The organism is Sediminitomix flava, from assembly GCF_003149185.1.
GTDB classification, from domain to species: Bacteria; Bacteroidota; Bacteroidia; order Cytophagales; family Flammeovirgaceae; genus Sediminitomix; species Sediminitomix flava.
Window position 1 is genome coordinate 767,753 of sequence record NZ_QGDO01000001.1, and the last position, 16,936, is coordinate 784,688.

15 protein-coding genes are annotated in these 16,936 nt (G+C 36.8%); 10 read left to right on the forward strand and 5 right to left on the reverse strand.

Features of this window, described 5'->3' with window-relative positions; genetic code table 11:
* The first annotated feature begins 36 nt into the window (after positions 1-36).
* Positions 37-2,892, forward strand: a complete 2,856-nt coding sequence (locus BC781_RS02905; RefSeq protein WP_109615747.1) for a M16 family metallopeptidase — start codon at positions 37-39, stop codon at positions 2,890-2,892.
* 83 nt (positions 2,893-2,975) lie between these two features.
* Here BC781_RS02905 and BC781_RS02910 read toward each other — a convergent pair whose 3' ends face one another.
* Positions 2,976-3,758: a DUF4292 domain-containing protein gene (locus BC781_RS02910; protein WP_109615748.1), complete on the reverse strand. Its 783-nt coding sequence runs from the start codon at positions 3,756-3,758 to the stop codon at positions 2,976-2,978.
* A 150-nt stretch (positions 3,759-3,908) separates the two neighbouring features.
* A complete protein-coding gene (locus BC781_RS02915; protein WP_109615749.1) occupies positions 3,909-6,536 on the reverse strand; it encodes a valine--tRNA ligase in 2,628 nt (875 codons plus the stop codon).
* 341 nt (positions 6,537-6,877) lie between these two features.
* On the opposite strand from BC781_RS02915, the gene BC781_RS02920 reads away from it, so the two are divergent.
* The 5 genes from BC781_RS02920 to BC781_RS02940 all read left to right on the forward strand — a co-directional run bounded on the left by BC781_RS02920 (position 6,878) and on the right by BC781_RS02940 (position 9,827).
* A complete protein-coding gene (locus BC781_RS02920; RefSeq protein ID WP_109615750.1) occupies positions 6,878-7,441 on the forward strand; it encodes a hypothetical protein in 564 nt (187 codons plus the stop codon).
* Between the two features lie 80 nt (positions 7,442-7,521).
* Positions 7,522-8,010, forward strand: a complete 489-nt coding sequence (locus tag BC781_RS02925; protein WP_109615751.1) for a hypothetical protein — start codon at positions 7,522-7,524, stop codon at positions 8,008-8,010.
* 52 nt (positions 8,011-8,062) lie between these two features.
* Positions 8,063-8,605, forward strand: coding sequence for a hypothetical protein (locus BC781_RS02930; protein WP_109615752.1), 543 nt, complete (start codon positions 8,063-8,065; stop codon positions 8,603-8,605).
* 25 nt (positions 8,606-8,630) lie between these two features.
* Positions 8,631-9,182 (forward strand): hypothetical protein, encoded by a 552-nt coding sequence (locus BC781_RS02935; RefSeq protein ID WP_109615753.1) that lies wholly within the window; start codon positions 8,631-8,633, stop codon positions 9,180-9,182.
* 90 nt (positions 9,183-9,272) lie between these two features.
* Complete coding sequence (locus BC781_RS02940; RefSeq protein WP_146201612.1) at positions 9,273-9,827, forward strand: hypothetical protein; 555 nt, start codon at positions 9,273-9,275, stop codon at positions 9,825-9,827.
* A 93-nt stretch (positions 9,828-9,920) separates the two neighbouring features.
* Here BC781_RS02940 and BC781_RS02945 read toward each other — a convergent pair whose 3' ends face one another.
* On the reverse strand, positions 9,921-10,211 hold the full coding sequence (locus BC781_RS02945; RefSeq protein WP_109615755.1) for a putative quinol monooxygenase: 291 nt from the start codon (positions 10,209-10,211) through the stop codon (positions 9,921-9,923).
* 152 nt (positions 10,212-10,363) lie between these two features.
* On the opposite strand from BC781_RS02945, the gene gldC reads away from it, so the two are divergent.
* Complete coding sequence (gene gldC / locus BC781_RS02950) at positions 10,364-10,699, forward strand: gliding motility protein GldC (protein ID WP_109615756.1); 336 nt, start codon at positions 10,364-10,366, stop codon at positions 10,697-10,699.
* Positions 10,700-10,943: 244 nt separating this feature from the next.
* Positions 10,944-11,609 (forward strand): SCO family protein, encoded by a 666-nt coding sequence (locus BC781_RS02955; RefSeq protein WP_109615757.1) that lies wholly within the window; start codon positions 10,944-10,946, stop codon positions 11,607-11,609.
* A 144-nt stretch (positions 11,610-11,753) separates the two neighbouring features.
* Here BC781_RS02955 and pyk read toward each other — a convergent pair whose 3' ends face one another.
* Both pyk and BC781_RS02965 read right to left on the reverse strand, forming a co-directional pair.
* Positions 11,754-13,160, reverse strand: a complete 1,407-nt coding sequence (gene pyk, locus BC781_RS02960) for a pyruvate kinase (protein ID WP_109615758.1) — start codon at positions 13,158-13,160, stop codon at positions 11,754-11,756.
* Between the two features lie 367 nt (positions 13,161-13,527).
* Complete coding sequence (locus BC781_RS02965) at positions 13,528-14,652, reverse strand: BamA/TamA family outer membrane protein (RefSeq protein WP_109615759.1); 1,125 nt, start codon at positions 14,650-14,652, stop codon at positions 13,528-13,530.
* Positions 14,653-14,991: 339 nt separating this feature from the next.
* Here BC781_RS02965 and BC781_RS02970 point away from each other — a divergent pair, with 339 nt between their 5' ends.
* Both BC781_RS02970 and BC781_RS02975 read left to right on the forward strand, forming a co-directional pair.
* Entirely contained in the window at positions 14,992-15,963 is a 972-nt protein-coding gene (locus tag BC781_RS02970) for an AAA family ATPase (protein WP_109615760.1), read from the forward strand.
* A 35-nt stretch (positions 15,964-15,998) separates the two neighbouring features.
* Positions 15,999-16,925: a DUF58 domain-containing protein gene (locus tag BC781_RS02975; RefSeq protein WP_109615761.1), complete on the forward strand. Its 927-nt coding sequence runs from the start codon at positions 15,999-16,001 to the stop codon at positions 16,923-16,925.
* Positions 16,926-16,936: the final 11 nt, after the last annotated feature.

The following is a 16,936-nucleotide window of genomic DNA, read 5'->3' on the forward strand; positions in this document are numbered from 1 at the left end:
CATATTTATCCCAACTTTAAACTTTTTGCTTTAAACATGTCAAATAACTTATTAAAGGCGGTATGCCTATCATTCCTTTTTTTAACACCAACTTTTCTATCAGCCCAAAAATTGGTTGAAAAGGTAGAAGCCGATGAGAGCGGCTGGAATATTCCTTATGAAAAGTATGTACTAGACAACGGACTTACTGTTATTCTCCACCAAGATACTTCAGATCCTTTAGTGCATGTAGATGTAACTTATCATGTTGGTTCTGCTCGTGAAGAGTTGAACAAGTCTGGTTTTGCCCACTTCTTTGAGCACATGATGTTCCAAGGTTCTGAAAATGTAGCAGACGAGGAGCACATCAAAATTATCACGGAAGCAGGAGGTACAATGAACGGAACAACAAACCGTGACCGTACAAACTACTTCGAGACTGTTCCAAGTAATCAGTTGGAAACAATGTTATGGTTAGAAGCTGACCGTATGGGATACTTCTTAGATGCAGTTACGCAAGAGAAATTTGAAGTACAACGTGCGACTGTAAAGAATGAAAAAGGACAAAATTATGATAACCGTCCTTATGGTCAATTCAGAGAAAAAAATGCAGAGGCTCTTTATCCTTACGGACACCCATACTCTTGGTTGACGATTGGTATTTTGGAAGACCTAGACAGAGTAGATGTTGAAGATTTAAAGAAATTCTTCCTTCGTTGGTACGGACCTAACAATGCGACATTGACAGTTGGTGGTGACCTAGATGTGAAAGAAACATTAAAATGGGTAAACAAATACTTCGGTAAAATTCCAGCAGGTCCTGCTGTTGAAGACATGAAGTTGGATGCTCCTGTATTGGACAACGATCGTTATGTATCTTATGTAGATAACAATATCCGTTTCCCTGCACTTCTTTATACATTCCCTACAGTTCCAGAATTCCACGAAGATGAGGCTGCATTGGAATGTTTAGCAGATATCATTGGACAAGGACAAGATTCATATTTCTATAAGAAATTCGTACTTACACAAGAAGCTATCCAAGCGTCTATTTTCAACTCTAGCTCTGAGCTAGCTGGTGAATTTACAATGTTTGTATTGCCTTTCCCAGGTAAATCTTTGAGCGACTTCGAGCAAAAAATGAGAGATGCTCTTGTTGAATTCGAGAAAGAAGGTGTAAGTGATGAAGATATTCAGAAGTTTAAAGCTAAAAATGCTGCTGGTGCACTTCGTACATTAGAATCTGTAAGAGGTAAGGTTTCTCGTTTGGCTCACTTCCAAACATTCTTGGGTAACCCTAACTACTTCCCTGAATCTATCAAAAAGTATGAGTCGCTTACAAAAGAAGATGTAATGCGCGTGTACAAAAAATACATTAAAGGTCAGTATGCTGTTATCCAAAGTGTATTGCCTAAAGGTATGGAAGGTCAAGCGGCTAAGCCTGATAACTATGAAGTAGACAAGTCTGGACCTAATCCATTCCCAACAACAGATTATGCTAAGGTAGCAGAGAGAAAGTCTCCAAAAGATGATTTCGATAGAAGTATCCAACCTAAATCAGGTCCTAACCCTACGATTGAAATCCCTACACTTTGGAGAGAAACACTTGCTAACGGTCTGAAAGTAATTGGTACTGAAAGCAAAGAAACGCCATCAGTAACGCTTCGTTTATTTATTGAAGGCGGTCACTTACTTCAAGCAGAAGACAAAGGTAAAGTAGGTCTTGCTTCTCTTACTGCGGATATGATGAGAGAAGGAACAGAGAACTATTCGGCTGCTGAATTTGCAAATGAGTTAGAAAAACTAGGTAGCTCAATTTCTTTAGGTAGCGGACAAACTGGAGTTTATATCAGTGTAAACACATTGAAAAAGAACCTAGATAAAACGTTAGCACTTTTAGAAGAGCGTATGTTCAGACCTAAATTTACGGAAGAAGATTTAGCTCGTTTGAAAAAGCAAACGCTAGAGGCGATTATGGCAAACAAAAAACAACCTGTGCCTATCGCGAATACAACTTATAGCCAATTGCTTTACGGTAAAGACCACATCTTAGCAATTTCTTCAAGCGGTACTGTAGAATCTGTTGAAGCTTTAACACTTGCTGATATCGATGCATTCTACAAAAACAGCTATGCTCCTCAAGTTACTCAACTTGTTGTTGTGGGTGACATTTCTAAGGAAGACCTTCTTTCTAAAGTTGATTTCCTTAAAGAATGGAAAGCTAACGATGTAAAAGTACCTACGCTTACAGTTGAGAATAAACTTGATAAAACAACATTGTACATTGTTGACAAGCCGAATGCTCCTCAATCAGAGATCAGAATTGGTTATATGACTAACCTTAAGTATGATGTAGATGGAGAATTCTACAAAGCTACTTTAATGAACTACACTTTAGGTGGTGCTTTCAATAGCCGTATCAACTTGAACCTACGTGAAGATAAAGGTTGGACTTACGGTGCTCGTTCTTCATTTGATGGAGACAAAAATACGGGTGACTTCACTGCTTCTGCGGGTGTTAAAGGTGTTGCAACTGATAGTGCTGTAGTTGAGTTTATGTCTGAAATTCAGAAATTCTACGAAAGTGGAATCACGGAAGAAGAACTAACATTTATGAAGAGTTCTATCGGACAAAAAGATGCCTTGAAGTACGAAACTCCAGGTCAAAAAGCTGCATTCTTGAACCGTATTGTACGTTATGATCTTTCTGATGATTATGTAAAGAAACAAAGTAAAATCGTTTCTAAAATCAAAGCGAAAGAGATCAACGAGATTGCCAAGAAATACTTAGACCCTTCTAAAATGTACATCGTAGTTGTAGGTGACAAAGCTTCTTTGAAACCAAAACTTGATAAACTAGGCTACGAAGTAGTTGAGTTGGATGTAGAAGGAAATGAAGTTCCTGTAGAATAATCTAAGACTGATTACTTCTAAAACATAAAAAAGCCAATCCACAGAATAGTGGATTGGCTTTTTCTTTTGCCTTATTTTCTAAATTACAACTTCTTCTTTTTGTACTTAGAAGGAATACTAAAAGGCATTTTTATCGAAGATTTTGAAAGATGAATTTTACTGAAATCAAGCTCGATAAGCATATTTGTAAAAATCATTTCTTCCCATTCACTCTCTCCGCTTGTGATCTTTACTTCATGAGGCAAAAACTGCCCTTCGCCATCACTTACATCTTTAAACTCGGAGAAGTTTACCAAAAGATCATTCGTTTTTCTTCCTTTCGATTCTAAGAATAGTTTTGACAGCTTCAAGATTGTTCGATCTACATAAGCTCGAATTTTGTAGTCTCCTTTATTATTTCTGAGTACAAAATTATCGTCTTCAATAAACGCTTTATTCTTTACTTTAAGCGTTGCAGGTAATTCTCCTAAAAGAATCGATTGAATAATCTCAAAGTTGAGGTCTAGATCAAATTCTCTTTTTAAAGCAGAGTAATTATAATCATAATAAACCTTCTCCAAACGGTTGATTGCTTTGATTCTCTTCGGAGTAATATATAATCTTAAACCCTCGATTCCTGTACTTCTCAGTGAAACCCAAATTGCCTCATCTTTATGGATTCTAAAGTCTGCGGTCACTTTGGTATTCTGATCGTTGGCTTGATACGAAGCTTTCGCTTTCGCTGATAGGTATTTGAAATCTAATTTTTCAACCGTGAATTCTTTTGCCTTGGTTTTGGTCACTACTTTCTTCTGTTCTCTACAAGACGAGAAACCCAGAAGTAAAATCCATGACAATAAAAACAGTATATTATTTCTTACTGACATTCTTTTCTATTTCCACAAGAGTAAGAACATTTTTTCGCATACAGCAAAGACATCCCCCCTTAAACTTACATCAATACGAACCCCAAACATAAGATAAAAAAATGAAGTCCCATACACCTTAGAGTGCATGGGACTTATATTCATAAATAATTAAAGTTTTGCTAATGCTTCTTCCAAGGCTGCAATTTTACTTTCAGCATCGGCTTTCTTTTGCTTTTCTTTATTCAAGACAGCTTCAGGAGCATTGTTCACAAAACGCTCATTAGATAACTTACGATCTACAGAAGACAAGAAGCCTTTTGCATACTCCAATTCTTTCTGAAGTTTTTGTTTCTCTTGCTCATTATCAATCTTGTCAGCCAAGTCTACGAAGAACTTAGATGCCTTATGAACAAACTGAGAAGCACCTTCAACTGCTTTGTCGACAAAGTTTACAGATTCAAGGTTTGCCATTTTGTGCAATACATGAGAGAAAGTCTCGAAATGCTCTTTCGTTTCTGTCATGATTGAAAGCGGCAAGCTCTCTTTTGGAGAAATTTGCTTCGAGTTACGGATGTTACGGATGTTTGAGATAATCTCAAATACACCTTCAGCTCTAGCCAATAGATCTTGGTCTATAGCTCCTACTTTAGGATATTCCGCAACGATGATACAATCATTTTCTTCACGCTCACCAATGTTCGCCCAAATTTCTTCAGTCAAGAATGGCATGAATGGGTGAAGAACCTTCATCAATCTCTCGAAGAAGTTGATTGTTGCCTCATAAGTAGGACGGTCAATCTTGTCTCCGAAGTTTGGTTTCACCATCTCTAGGTACCAAGAACAGAAATCATCCCAGATCAAACGATAGATAGCCATCAAAGCATCCGACAATTTATATTGCTCGAAGTATCCTTCAATTTCTTCTAAAGTTTGGTTGAATTTAGACTCAAACCATTCTACAGATTTTTCATTGATCAATCCTTGGCTAGAATCATCAACTTCCCATCCTTTTACCAAACGGAATGCATTCCAAACCTTGTTGGCAAAGTTACGTCCTTGCTCACACAATTTCTCATCGAACGGAAGGTCATTACCCGCAGGAGATGACAACAACATACCTACACGTACACCGTCAGCACCGTACTGTTCCATCAATTTGATTGGATCAGGTGAGTTACCTAAAGACTTAGACATTTTACGTCCAAGTTTGTCTCTTACGATACCTGTCAAGTATACATTCTTGAATGGCAAGTCGCCTTTCCACTCGTAACCCGCAATAATCATACGTGCAACCCAGAAGAAAAGAATCTCAGGAGCTGTTACTAGATCATTTGTTGGGTAATAGTAGTTGATTTCCTCGTTTTCTGGCTCATTGATACCATTGAAAACAGAAATTGGCCACAACCAAGAAGAGAACCAAGTATCCAAAACGTCATCGTCTTGGGTCAATTGCTCTGCAGTGATGCTTGCATCTTTTGCTTGAGCAAGTTTCAAAGCTTCTTCTTTTGTCTCAGCAACTACAAATTCACCATTTGGAAGGTAGTATGCAGGAATTTGGTGTCCCCACCACAACTGACGAGAAATACACCAGTCTCTTACATTCTCCATCCAGTGACGGTACATATTCTTAAACTTTGGAGGATGGAATTGAATGTTGTCATTCATCACATTGTCCAAAGCTGGTTTTGCCAACTCTTCCATTTGCAAGAACCATTGCATCGAAAGACGAGGCTCGATTACCGCACCTGTACGCTCAGAAGTACCTACAGAGTTTTGGATTTCCTCAACTTTAACAAGCAAGCCTGCTTCTTCCATATCTTTTACGAATTCTTTACGAACCGCAAAACGATCTTTTCCAGCATATTTCTCACCTGCTTTCGCATTGATTTTACCATCAGCATCAATGATGTCGATTACTTCCAAATTGTGTTTGATACCCAATTCGTAGTCATTCAAGTCGTGTGCAGGTGTTACTTTCAAACAACCTGTACCAAACTCGATATCAACATAGTCATCACCAATGATAGTGATCTCACGATCTGTAGTTGGTACGAGTACTTTCTTACCGATCAAATCTTTGAAACGCTCATCATTAGGGTTTACACAGATAGCTGAATCGGCAGGAATTGTTTCAGGACGAGTTGTAGCAATCGTTACAAATGTTCCTTCTTCTCCTACAACAGGATATTTGATGTAGAATAATTTACCTGTACCTTCTTTGTGGATTACTTCCTCGTCTGATAAAGCTGTTTGTCCTTCTGGATCCCAGTTTACCATACGAACACCACGGTAGATTTTTCCTTTGTTGTAAAGATCAACGAATACTTTAATCACTGATTCAGACAACTCTGGATCCATTGTAAAGCTCGTACGATCCCAATCGCATGATGCACCCAATTTCTTCAATTGGTCAAGGATAATTCCACCATATTTTTCTTTCCACTCCCAAGCATGCTCTAAGAACTGCTCACGAGATAGATCTGCTTTTTCAATGCCTTGTTCGTCTTTGAGCATTTTGACGACTTTCGCCTCCGTAGCAATAGATGCGTGGTCTGTACCAGGCACCCAACAAGCATTCTTGCCTTGCATACGTGCTCTTCTGACCAATACATCTTGAATTGTGTTGTTGAGCATGTGCCCCATATGCAACACCCCCGTTACGTTTGGCGGTGGAATTACGACAGTAAATGGCTCTTTTTCAGGATCTGGGACAGAACGGAAAAACTTATTATCCATCCAATGCTGATACCACTTGTCTTCGATGTCCTTCGGACTGTACGTTTTTGCTAATTCCATTAATTCATCAATTGAAGGCTCTTAATTATCTATTTTAAGAACCCAAAGTTCTGACTCAAAATTCTCAATCTGCAAATGTAATAAAAAAGTCTTGACTAGACATGAGATGTTTCTGAGAATTGTGCTATGTCTCTATGAACTTTTTGTTCATCTTTCAAACCTTCTTACACATGAGCTTTCATCCGAAGTCTTCTTATTGACTGAGCACAAACACTATCAACAAACTTCTATGAGGAAACTATTGTACTCTCCAAAGGATTAATAGCTGGTTCTAATATGATTAGAAATCTAATGTGTTCTGTACTTAGCGATAAATCTCTAGACCTAACTCCATATGAGCTATGCAACAATTTGTAATCCCAATTCTACTGCTATTATTCATTACATATTTCTCAGCTTGTGAAACAGTTCCATACTCTGAAGATAACTTTGTAAGATATACTGCTGTACGATATTTGGATGGTGACACCATTTTTTGCAGGCTCCAAAAGTCTCAGGATGGAGCAACGACGATTGGGTATTTGGTAAATGGAGATTTTGACTCAGAAGTTACCATAAAGCATGACACATTCCCTTCCTTTGATGACCAAGGCTTTTATTTCTTCAAAGCCTTGATGAAAAAATTAGACCAACCGAAGGAGTCTTACAAGACTGCAAGCATTTTCAATTTAGATACCATTGAGGTGATTTATGATTCGCTTGTTCTAGACTATAAAACAGGAAACTTCAAGACAGATTCTTGTTACATCTATCGAATCATACCTCCCAAGAAAAATTTTATGGGTTTCACGCTCCTCAAATTCTATATCGATTTTGACAGGGGAATTGTATTAAAAGGCTTAGATGAAAAAACAAAAACAGACGCTAATATCATTTTTGAAATCCTTGGTAAAGACAATAATTAACTACTACATACAAGTTCTACGACGTGATTTACAACTTGAAAAATATAACGTATCATCTCCTAACATTACTAATATGCATTATGGTATATAGTTGTAAGGATAATTCAAATCCTTACCAACAATATAACTATGAATGGTATTTTGGTGGAGACACCTCAAACTATATGCTCAGGCATTACAAAGACAATACAAGAAAGATATATATCAATACAGATGACGATTTTGACAGACAAGTTGAAACCATATCTGATACTTTGCCCCCATCTTCAAGAGTTGGCTTCCATTTCTTGTATGAATATATCGAAAAGATGGATTCTACAACTAATTTTTATCATATCGACAATCCTCATATTGGTCATAAAAGTGTGATTACTTATGACTCCCTCATCCTAAATTACGAAATCGCAAATGTTACCATTGACTCCTGCTTTGTGTATTCTGCGAGAAGTGATGGAAATGCTATTTACAGTGATTTGACAATGTATATTGACTTTGATAGGGAAATTATAGTGAGAGCTGTTTTTATAAAAAATAACGAGGTTTTGTTTCAGCTCATTGAAGAAGAATAAGGTAACCGAATATAATGAGAGTGAAGTTTTTACAATTTCAAAGAATTAAAATATGAAAATCCAATATATACTCTTTCTTATACTCTTGACGCTAGCCACTATCTTTGGCTGTCAAGACTCTAAACTAGAAAGGCAGTACAACTGTCATTGGTATATAGAAGGGGATACTTTATACTATATTTTCAAGCATTACACGAATGGTAAAAAAGAAATATACTTTGATGTAAATCAAGATTTTGTCTATGATGAATATTCTCAACTAGATACAATGTTGAATTCAATAGATAATGGGTTTTATTTTCATAGCTGGTTGATCAAAAAAATAGAAAAACCCGAGCACTCCTACACAACTTTTATCAGATACCTAGACGATAGCTGTCAAGTAAATTTCGACACTTTAATATTAGATTATAAAGTTGGGGCACTTGATGTCGACTCTTGCTATGTGTATTCTATCGACGTAAACGATACTATAAATGACTATTTATTCAATAAACTCGTCGTTTACATTGACTTCACCAGAGAGTTGATTGTTAAAGCTGAACATAAACGAGACCAATCTCTACTTTTTATCGTAAAGGATGAAATCAAGTAAAATAATCAACAAATGAATTTCACTGATGAAAAGAATATCTTTAACGCTTATCATTATCACTTTAACCTTATTCTCAATTTTGGGAAATGGCTGTACCCATGAAAAGGTCACAGGAGAATATCTTTATCATTGGTATTCTGGAGAAGACACCATTTTCTACTTGGTTAAGACTTTAAATAATAACACAAAAGAAATTACACTGGGAGTAGACGAAAATTTTGAGCAAAAGATCAAAACACACACAGAACCACATAAAATAATTAATGAGAATGAGTTTTTAGTGAGAGACATTCTTTTCAAAAAACTTAATGCCCCAAATGAATACTATATCACCAATAGCCATTATTTAGATGCTGATCTTACTGTAAAATATGATAGCGTAGTCACAAACTACAGCGTAAGAGATAAGACGATAGACTCCTGTTATGTTTATACTTGTACAGTAGAAGACCCTCAAGCAGAATCTAAACTTAAAGAGTTTTCAATTTATGTTGATTTTGATCGGAAAATCGTCGTAAAAGCCAGAGATAAGAAAAAAGCCAAAGACATGTATTTACTCATCGAGATAAAAGAGTAAAAACGAAACGTCTTTAATTAATATTTTGAAATAGAAATTTTCTAAGATCATATCGTGTTTAAGGAAGTATTAACCAACCATAGTTACGATATGCTTAGTTCAATGCTTAAGAAGTGTTTGTTCCTTTGTCTTCTGATGTTTGTATACACCATAAACATTCAAGCACAAGAAAAGGACAAAAATGAAGACAAAAAACAAACGGAGTACAAGGAAAGAGGAAAAACGCTTGATACTCAATTAGAAACTATCGACGCCGTTGAGAATGAAATTGAGGATGAAGATTTAGAAGAATCTGAAGTAGAATTGAAAGAAGCACAAGATGCCTTGAAAGAAGATGCTGAAGATTCAAAAATTGACATGGAAGAGAGTATTGAAGGAGAAACAGAACAACTTCAAGAAAACTTAGACGAAGAAGCACAAGAGCAAATTGAAGAAAGTGTCGAGGATGTAGGAGAACAAATCGAGGAAAGTTCAGAAGACTTAGGTGATCAGATTGATGAAAGTACAGAGAATGTAAGTGACCAAATCGATGAAACAATTGATGAGGTAGATGATCAAATTGATGAGAGCATTGAAGACGTACAAGAAAGTCTTGACAATGATAGTGACGAAGACGTAAAAGAGCACAACGATAAAGGCATGTAATTCAATTGGTATTACATTCATTCAGACTCACCTTCTGAAAAATGATCTGTTATGATCACTTTTCAGAAGGTGTTTTTTTATATCATTCTCCAATTAATCTTGAAGCACATAAGAAACAGCTTCTGCTTTTTGGCTAAAAAGAGGCTTTACCCTTTTCCAAGTAGTTATAAACAATTCGGAATTTCTGTAAGCTTCTAAAGCTTCTGCTGATTCCCAAATGCTAATGGTTGTACAAACATTTGGCACTGCAAGATCAGCGTACAGATTTACATCCAGACAGCCTTCAAATCCCGAAATCTTAGTTTGCTTTTCTTGAAAAATGGCTAAAAAATTAGCTCTCTCCTCTTCTTTAAAATACATTCTCACTATTCTCGTGATTTTCATTGCTGCTTTATCTTAAGATCTTCTGTTATTCGATAATCTATTTACACTTGTTTTTTTCTCAAAACAATCTCACTAATTTTGTGTTTTGAAAAGGTGCATTATTCAAATGCCACTAAATTCTTGAATTGCGACAATCGAATCTAAAGATAGATATGAAAAAATCAGAAATAAAATTCAACGTAGAACTAGACGAACAAAACGTTCCTGAGAAAATCTTTTGGTCAGCTACAGACTCACCTTCTGCGGGTATGGAAGAGGCTAGAGCGATCACAATTTCGGTTTGGGATCATCTTCAAAAAAATACTTTGCGTATCGATCTTTGGGGTAAAGAAATGACAATGGACGATATGAAGCGTTTCTACATTGATACAGTTGGTGGATTGGCTCAAAGTATGCGTACTGCTACTGGAGATGAGAAACTAGCGAACATGATGGACGATCTTTGTAAAGAAATGGTAGAGCACATCAAGAAGAATCCTAACGGATAATCAATTGCTCTGAATTTTATAAATCATGGAAGGTAGCCTTAGAGAAAGGGCTACCTTTTTTATTTGCTCATTTTTTTGATTGATAAAACACTGTGATTCGTAGATGAAAGTCCGTCAGACATTGATTCCCTTTGTGGTACTGATCTATATTCTGAAACTTGTGTTTAAACACTAACATATTATTCAGAAAAGTTACTACGACCAAACCTGACTTTTTTATATCCGAAAACGAATGAGTCTTAAAATGAAGAATTCAACATTAATCCTACTTTTTAGCATACTAACCACAGTGTCTTCTTGTTCACTCAATTCAAGAGGCAAAGGAAATCGTAACAATAGACTACCTTACTATAAAGAAGCGAGTTTTACGCCATATTGGCTTTCAAAAGATACAACCGAACTTAAAGATTTTCATACCATTCCTTCTTTCAGTCTAGTTTCTCAAAAAGGAGATACCATAACAGAAAATAGCTTTGAAGGAAAAATTTATGTGACCGATTTTTTCTTTACTTCATGTCAAGGTATTTGTCCTCAGATGACTTCTAATATGAAAATCATACAGGATGAATTTGAGAATGATAATGAAATACTCTTACTATCCCATTCGATCACTCCCAGAAAAGATTCACCACAAATGCTAAAAGCTTATGCCCAAAAAAAAGGGATTGATGACGACAAATGGATACTTGCAACAGGCAATCGAATCGACATTTATGAGCTTGGGCGGAAAGGATATTTTATAGAAAAAGACTTAGGAATCAACAAAGGGCCAAATGATTTTCTGCACAGCCCAAACTTTGTTTTAGTAGATAAAGAAAAGCATATCAGAGGAATTTATAATGGACTAAATTCAAATGCTGTCCAGCAACTGATCACTGATATCAAAACACTCAAAAAAGAATATCTATAAGTAATAGATTTGGAAAAGATACTGAATTCTAGAATTGACTAGCGTAAACTAAGCTGCAATGAGACAATTAAATCTAGATAAAAGAAAAAGGACTTGAAGCTTTAAAGCTCAAGTCCTTTTTTTCATCTATAGAAAAGAGAAAGATTATTTCTCTAAGTTTTCTACTGTAGTTACTTCAATGAATGAAGCTCCGTGAGCATCACCATAGTTACCACCTACAACAACGATACGATCTTCAGCAGAGAATCCTTTTTCAGACTTCATTTCTTGAAGAGCCTCTTTGATGTAAGCTTTGCTATCTGCACCTTTCTCAATGTAAGACGCACGAACACCAAATGTCAATGACAATTCACGTACAACGCGCTCATCGTAACATTTAGCGATAATTGGAGTCTTAGGACGGTATGCAGCAATAGCACGAGCAGTTCTACCGAAAGCAGTATCAGTAAGGATTGCTCTTGGGTTCAAGTGCTGAGTTGCATAGTAAGCTGATTTTGCCATAAATGCTCCGATATCATCGTTGATGATTACGAACTCAGTGTCTTTCTTGTAACCTTCGTATTTTTCAGTAGCAGCCGCAATAGAAGCCATTGTTTTAACCGCTTCAACTGGGTATTTACCGTAAGCTGACTCACCTGAAAGCATGATTGCATCAGAACCATCATAAACAGCATTTGCAACGTCAGAGATCTCCGCACGAGTTGGACGTGGGTTATCGATCATTGTGTGAAGCATTTGAGTAGCTGTAATTACAGGTCTTCTTCTAGCGATACATTTGTCGATGATCATTTTTTGTACCGTAGGGATGTTCTCTTGAGGAATCTCAACAGCCAAGTCACCACGAGCAACCATGATACCGTAAACGTGATCCAAGATTTCGTCGATGTTATCTACACCTTCTTGGTTCTCGATTTTAGCAATGATTTTTGCAGGAGAATTACACTCATCCAAGATCTCTTGTACAGCAATTACGTCCGCAGCGTTACGTACGAAAGAGTGTGCAATAAAATCAAGATTATGCTCAGCCGCAAAACGGATATAGTTTCTGTCCTTTTCAGTAATTGAAGGAAGTTTTACGTGAACTGAAGGGATGTTTACAGACTTCTTACCGCTGATTGGCCCTGTATTCATAGCCTCACATAGCAATTTTCCGTCTTTTTCTTCTTTCACTTGAAGTTCCAAAGAACCATCGTCAATAAGTACACGGCTTCCTACAGGAACGTCGTTTACAAAGCCTGCGTAGTTAACAAAGACACACTCTCTAGTAGAAACTGCGTCTGGATCACCTGCCATCCATACTTCGTCACCTGCGTGAACTTCGAATGACTCTTCCATTTTCGTAGTACGAATCTCTGGTCCTTTTGTATCTACCAAAATACCGATTTGGTTAGAAACTTTACGAACATTTTCTACTACTCTTAATGAATCTTCGTGAGTTTGGTGCGCGGTGTTGATCCTAACTACGTTCATTCCTGAATTGTAAAGTTCTGTCAAAAACTCAACTCCACAATTTCGGTCAGAAATCGTTGCAACTATTTTCGTGTTTTTCATTTAATGATAATTTATGGACTTGTTCTAATCCAGTTTTGCAATTGAATTGTAAATTTAAAACAACTATTTAATTTTTTTCTCTCATTCTCTGACCTACAATCCAATTTTTTCCTAAAATTAATACTAAATTCATTTCGTGAAAATTTCAACTTACTGATAAACAACAATTTGACTAATCAAGTATCAGTAACGCATGAATTTGATAAAAATCATTTTTTTCGTTAATATTTTTGAATTCTTGATAGGAAATATGCGTTGGATTTATTATGTGTACTTTTTACTTTTAAAATTATAGCTAACGTTGCGTATAGCTACTTATTAACAATTTCTAAAAAGTGAATAAAAATTCATTTATTTACAAATGAACTTAGAATGCTTCTCTGAGGCCGAAATACCAAACAAAGCCCTCTTTCCCAACAGAAAAATCTACACGAACATTCAGACGTTCATACGGTAAAATCCGATAGCGAACTCCAACACCTCCATCGGGAAGCCACTCGGCATCTCCGAAATTCTCGTAGTCACCATATACTTTTCCAACACCAGCAAAAGCCACAAAACCTAATCGCCTTTTTAAAAGTGGCGTTTCTCTCCTATACTCAGCTTCGGCTGTAACCAAATGACGGTCTATAAATGAGCCTACTTGATAGCCCCTTTGTGTAAGAATGCCAGAACGCCCATAAAAACCATAATTTTCATTTGTAGGATTACCAGATAAAAATCGTCCTAAAAAATGCCATGCTAAGACATGATCGGGATTTCCTTTTATACTAAAGAACTGTCGGAAATCAATGTTGTGAGATAGGTAACCATTGTCTTCCCCTTCTTGGCTGAAATTTTGTCCCAAAGTATATTCTGCATACATCCCATGGTAAGGGTAAAAAATATTATCGCGAGTGTCGTAATTAAGTGCATACTGCAAACCATGATTTTCTACTCTATTTTCAAACCCTGCCATTACTAACTTTTCACTCGATTCATCATCTCTCCCCTCATACTCTACACTACTGAAAGCATAACCAAAACCGCCAAACAGCTTCGGTATAATTCGCCTTTTCACAATAAATTTAGCAACCAGATTATTACGAATAACACGAGCTTTTCCGATTGGTGCCAAGTCTAATTCTTGACGAATTTCTGCATAACCAAAATCCACAAAAATACGCCATTTATCTTCTTTCAAATAAATTCTCGGAACAGCGCCTACTGCCCAACTGCTATTAGTTGTTCCCATCCCGATCACCGCAACGGTACTTGGCGGCGTGATGGTATCCGTTTTATTCATATAGAAAGTAAAAAGATTGACCAAGTTGAGTCCCCATTCTACAGACGGAGAATATGAAGGTGTAGGGATCAGTCGATACTTCATTTTACTTCGCTCCTTGATCGCATCAAATTTTGGACGTTTAGAATAGTCTACTTCATCATCTTCTTGTGCAAAAACGACTGAACTTAGCAGACATAAAATTGGAATCAAAGAGCTTAACTTCATAAAAAGATATTTATTTAGAAGTTACGCTTTACTTAATTCTAGAAAGCTAAAAAGTAGCGTTGAATATTACGTTCTTCATCATTTCTAGCCTTCATTTAGTTTTGGAATATTACCTTTTTTAGAATCAACTTCAACTTATCCTATCGGATCAGTAGGTTAAACATCTTTAAGGATTTTAGGACTTTTAAATGAAGCATTGTCACTCATGATGTTGTAGATTTGACACAATAACCTAATTTATTTTACGTCGGAACTATAACAATCATTATGGATGTACTCTAGGATAGAATACCTGTATTCTGTTCTTAGCTAGCTATACCCCATAATGAGATATTAACCATGGAGAATAACTCTACCCTCAATCAGATCCTAGAATTGGAAACTCAAATAGGATCTATGGTCATTGGTCAAGATGACTTGATTAGAAAATTAGTCATTGGTCTATTGGCTGATGGAAACCTATTATTAGAAAGTGTGCCTGGTTTGGCAAAAACGCGTACCGTAAAAAGCCTTGCCAAAGGTTTAGACACTGGTTTGAGCCGTATCCAATTCACCCCAGATTTATTGCCTTCAGATGTCACAGGAACAGAAATCTATCAAGCTGATTCTGAAGAAAAATTCGTTTTTCAACAAGGGCCAATATTTAGTAATCTGATCTTAGCCGATGAGATTAACCGTGCTCCTGCCAAAGTGCAAGCAGCATTACTTGAAGCCATGGAAGAAAGACAAGTTTCTGTAGCCGGAAAAACACACCAAATGGCTCCTCTTTTTATGGTTTTAGCCACACAAAACCCTGTAGAGCAAGAAGGTACTTACCCTCTTCCAGAAGCTCAAATGGACCGTTTTCTGATGCACGTCAAGATTACTTACCCTTCTTCTGAGAGTGAGAAGAAAATCTTGAATTTGGTCAGAAATGAAAATAAGAGCGATTACAAAAAAGAGTACAAGAAATACGCAGAATCTCTCGTTTTTGAAGCTAGAGAACAGATTGAGCAGATTACAGTAAATGAGGCTGCTGTTCAGTATATCGTAGACCTTATCGATGCGACACGTTTTCCTGAAAAATATTCTGAAGAATTGAATGCTTGGTTAGATTATGGGGCCAGCCCAAGAGGTTCTATTGCTTTGGACAAGTGTGCAAGAGTACAAGCATGGATTTCAAAAAGGGATTATGTAACCTCAGATGATATCAGAGCTGTAGTACATGACGTGCTTCGTCACCGTCTGATTTTAAGTTATGAAGCTAATGCTAAAAGAATCACCTCAGATCAAGTGATTGATAAAATCCTTGAAGTGGTAGCCATTCCTTAAATAGGTAGTTTTCTTTCACTAAAATCAGAGGTCCTATGGCTGAAAATCATAGAAAATACCCCGAAGAGATTGCGATCACCTTAGACGATCTCATTAAGTGGGAATATTATGCGGCACAAACAGGTCTTCTTCCTAAACGCCCCGTACATAGCATTTTATCGGGCGGTCATGCTTCTCGCTTAAGAGGACGAGGATTGGACTTTGAAGAGGTTCGAAATTATGTGGCAGGTGATGATATCCGAAATATAGATTGGAAAGTAACAGCTCGTACAAAGGTAACGCACACCAAAGTCTTCAATGAAGAAAAAGAACGTCCGTCATTGGTCATTCTAGATCAGACAACTCAAATGTTCTTTGGCTCAGAGCGTTTCATGAAATCAGTGATTGCCATTCAGATTGCTGCGCTTTCAGCATTCAGAACATTGCATAGTGGAGATCGTGTAGGAAGTTTCACATTTACCGATGATGAAATTTTGTATTTCTCCCCTAAACGAAACCGTTCTTACATGCGATCTGTCATGGAAACATTGGTAGAAAAGAATCAAGAATTGGTTGAAAAAAGAGAGGTAAAACCAAACCTATCTCAACTCAATGAAACCTTGAGACAAGCGACCAATGTGGCCAAACACGACTATGTGATGACCATCATTTCTGATTTCAACTACGCCAATGAAGAAACCATCAACCACCTTCTCCATTTGTCAAAAAGCAATGATGTCATTTTGGTACATATTGCTGATAAAATGGATAAGGCACTACCCGATGGAAATATTCTGCTCACCAACGGACATGAGCAAATCATGTGGAATAATGAGAAAAAAGGGGCTCAATCAAAGTATCAGAAAGAGCATGAGCATTTCTCCAATACCATTATTGAAGAGTTCAGAAAGTACGGAATACCTACTGTACAGCTAAATACGGCTGAAGATATTGCAGATCAAATTCGAAATGTCTTCCAATAAAAATCACATGA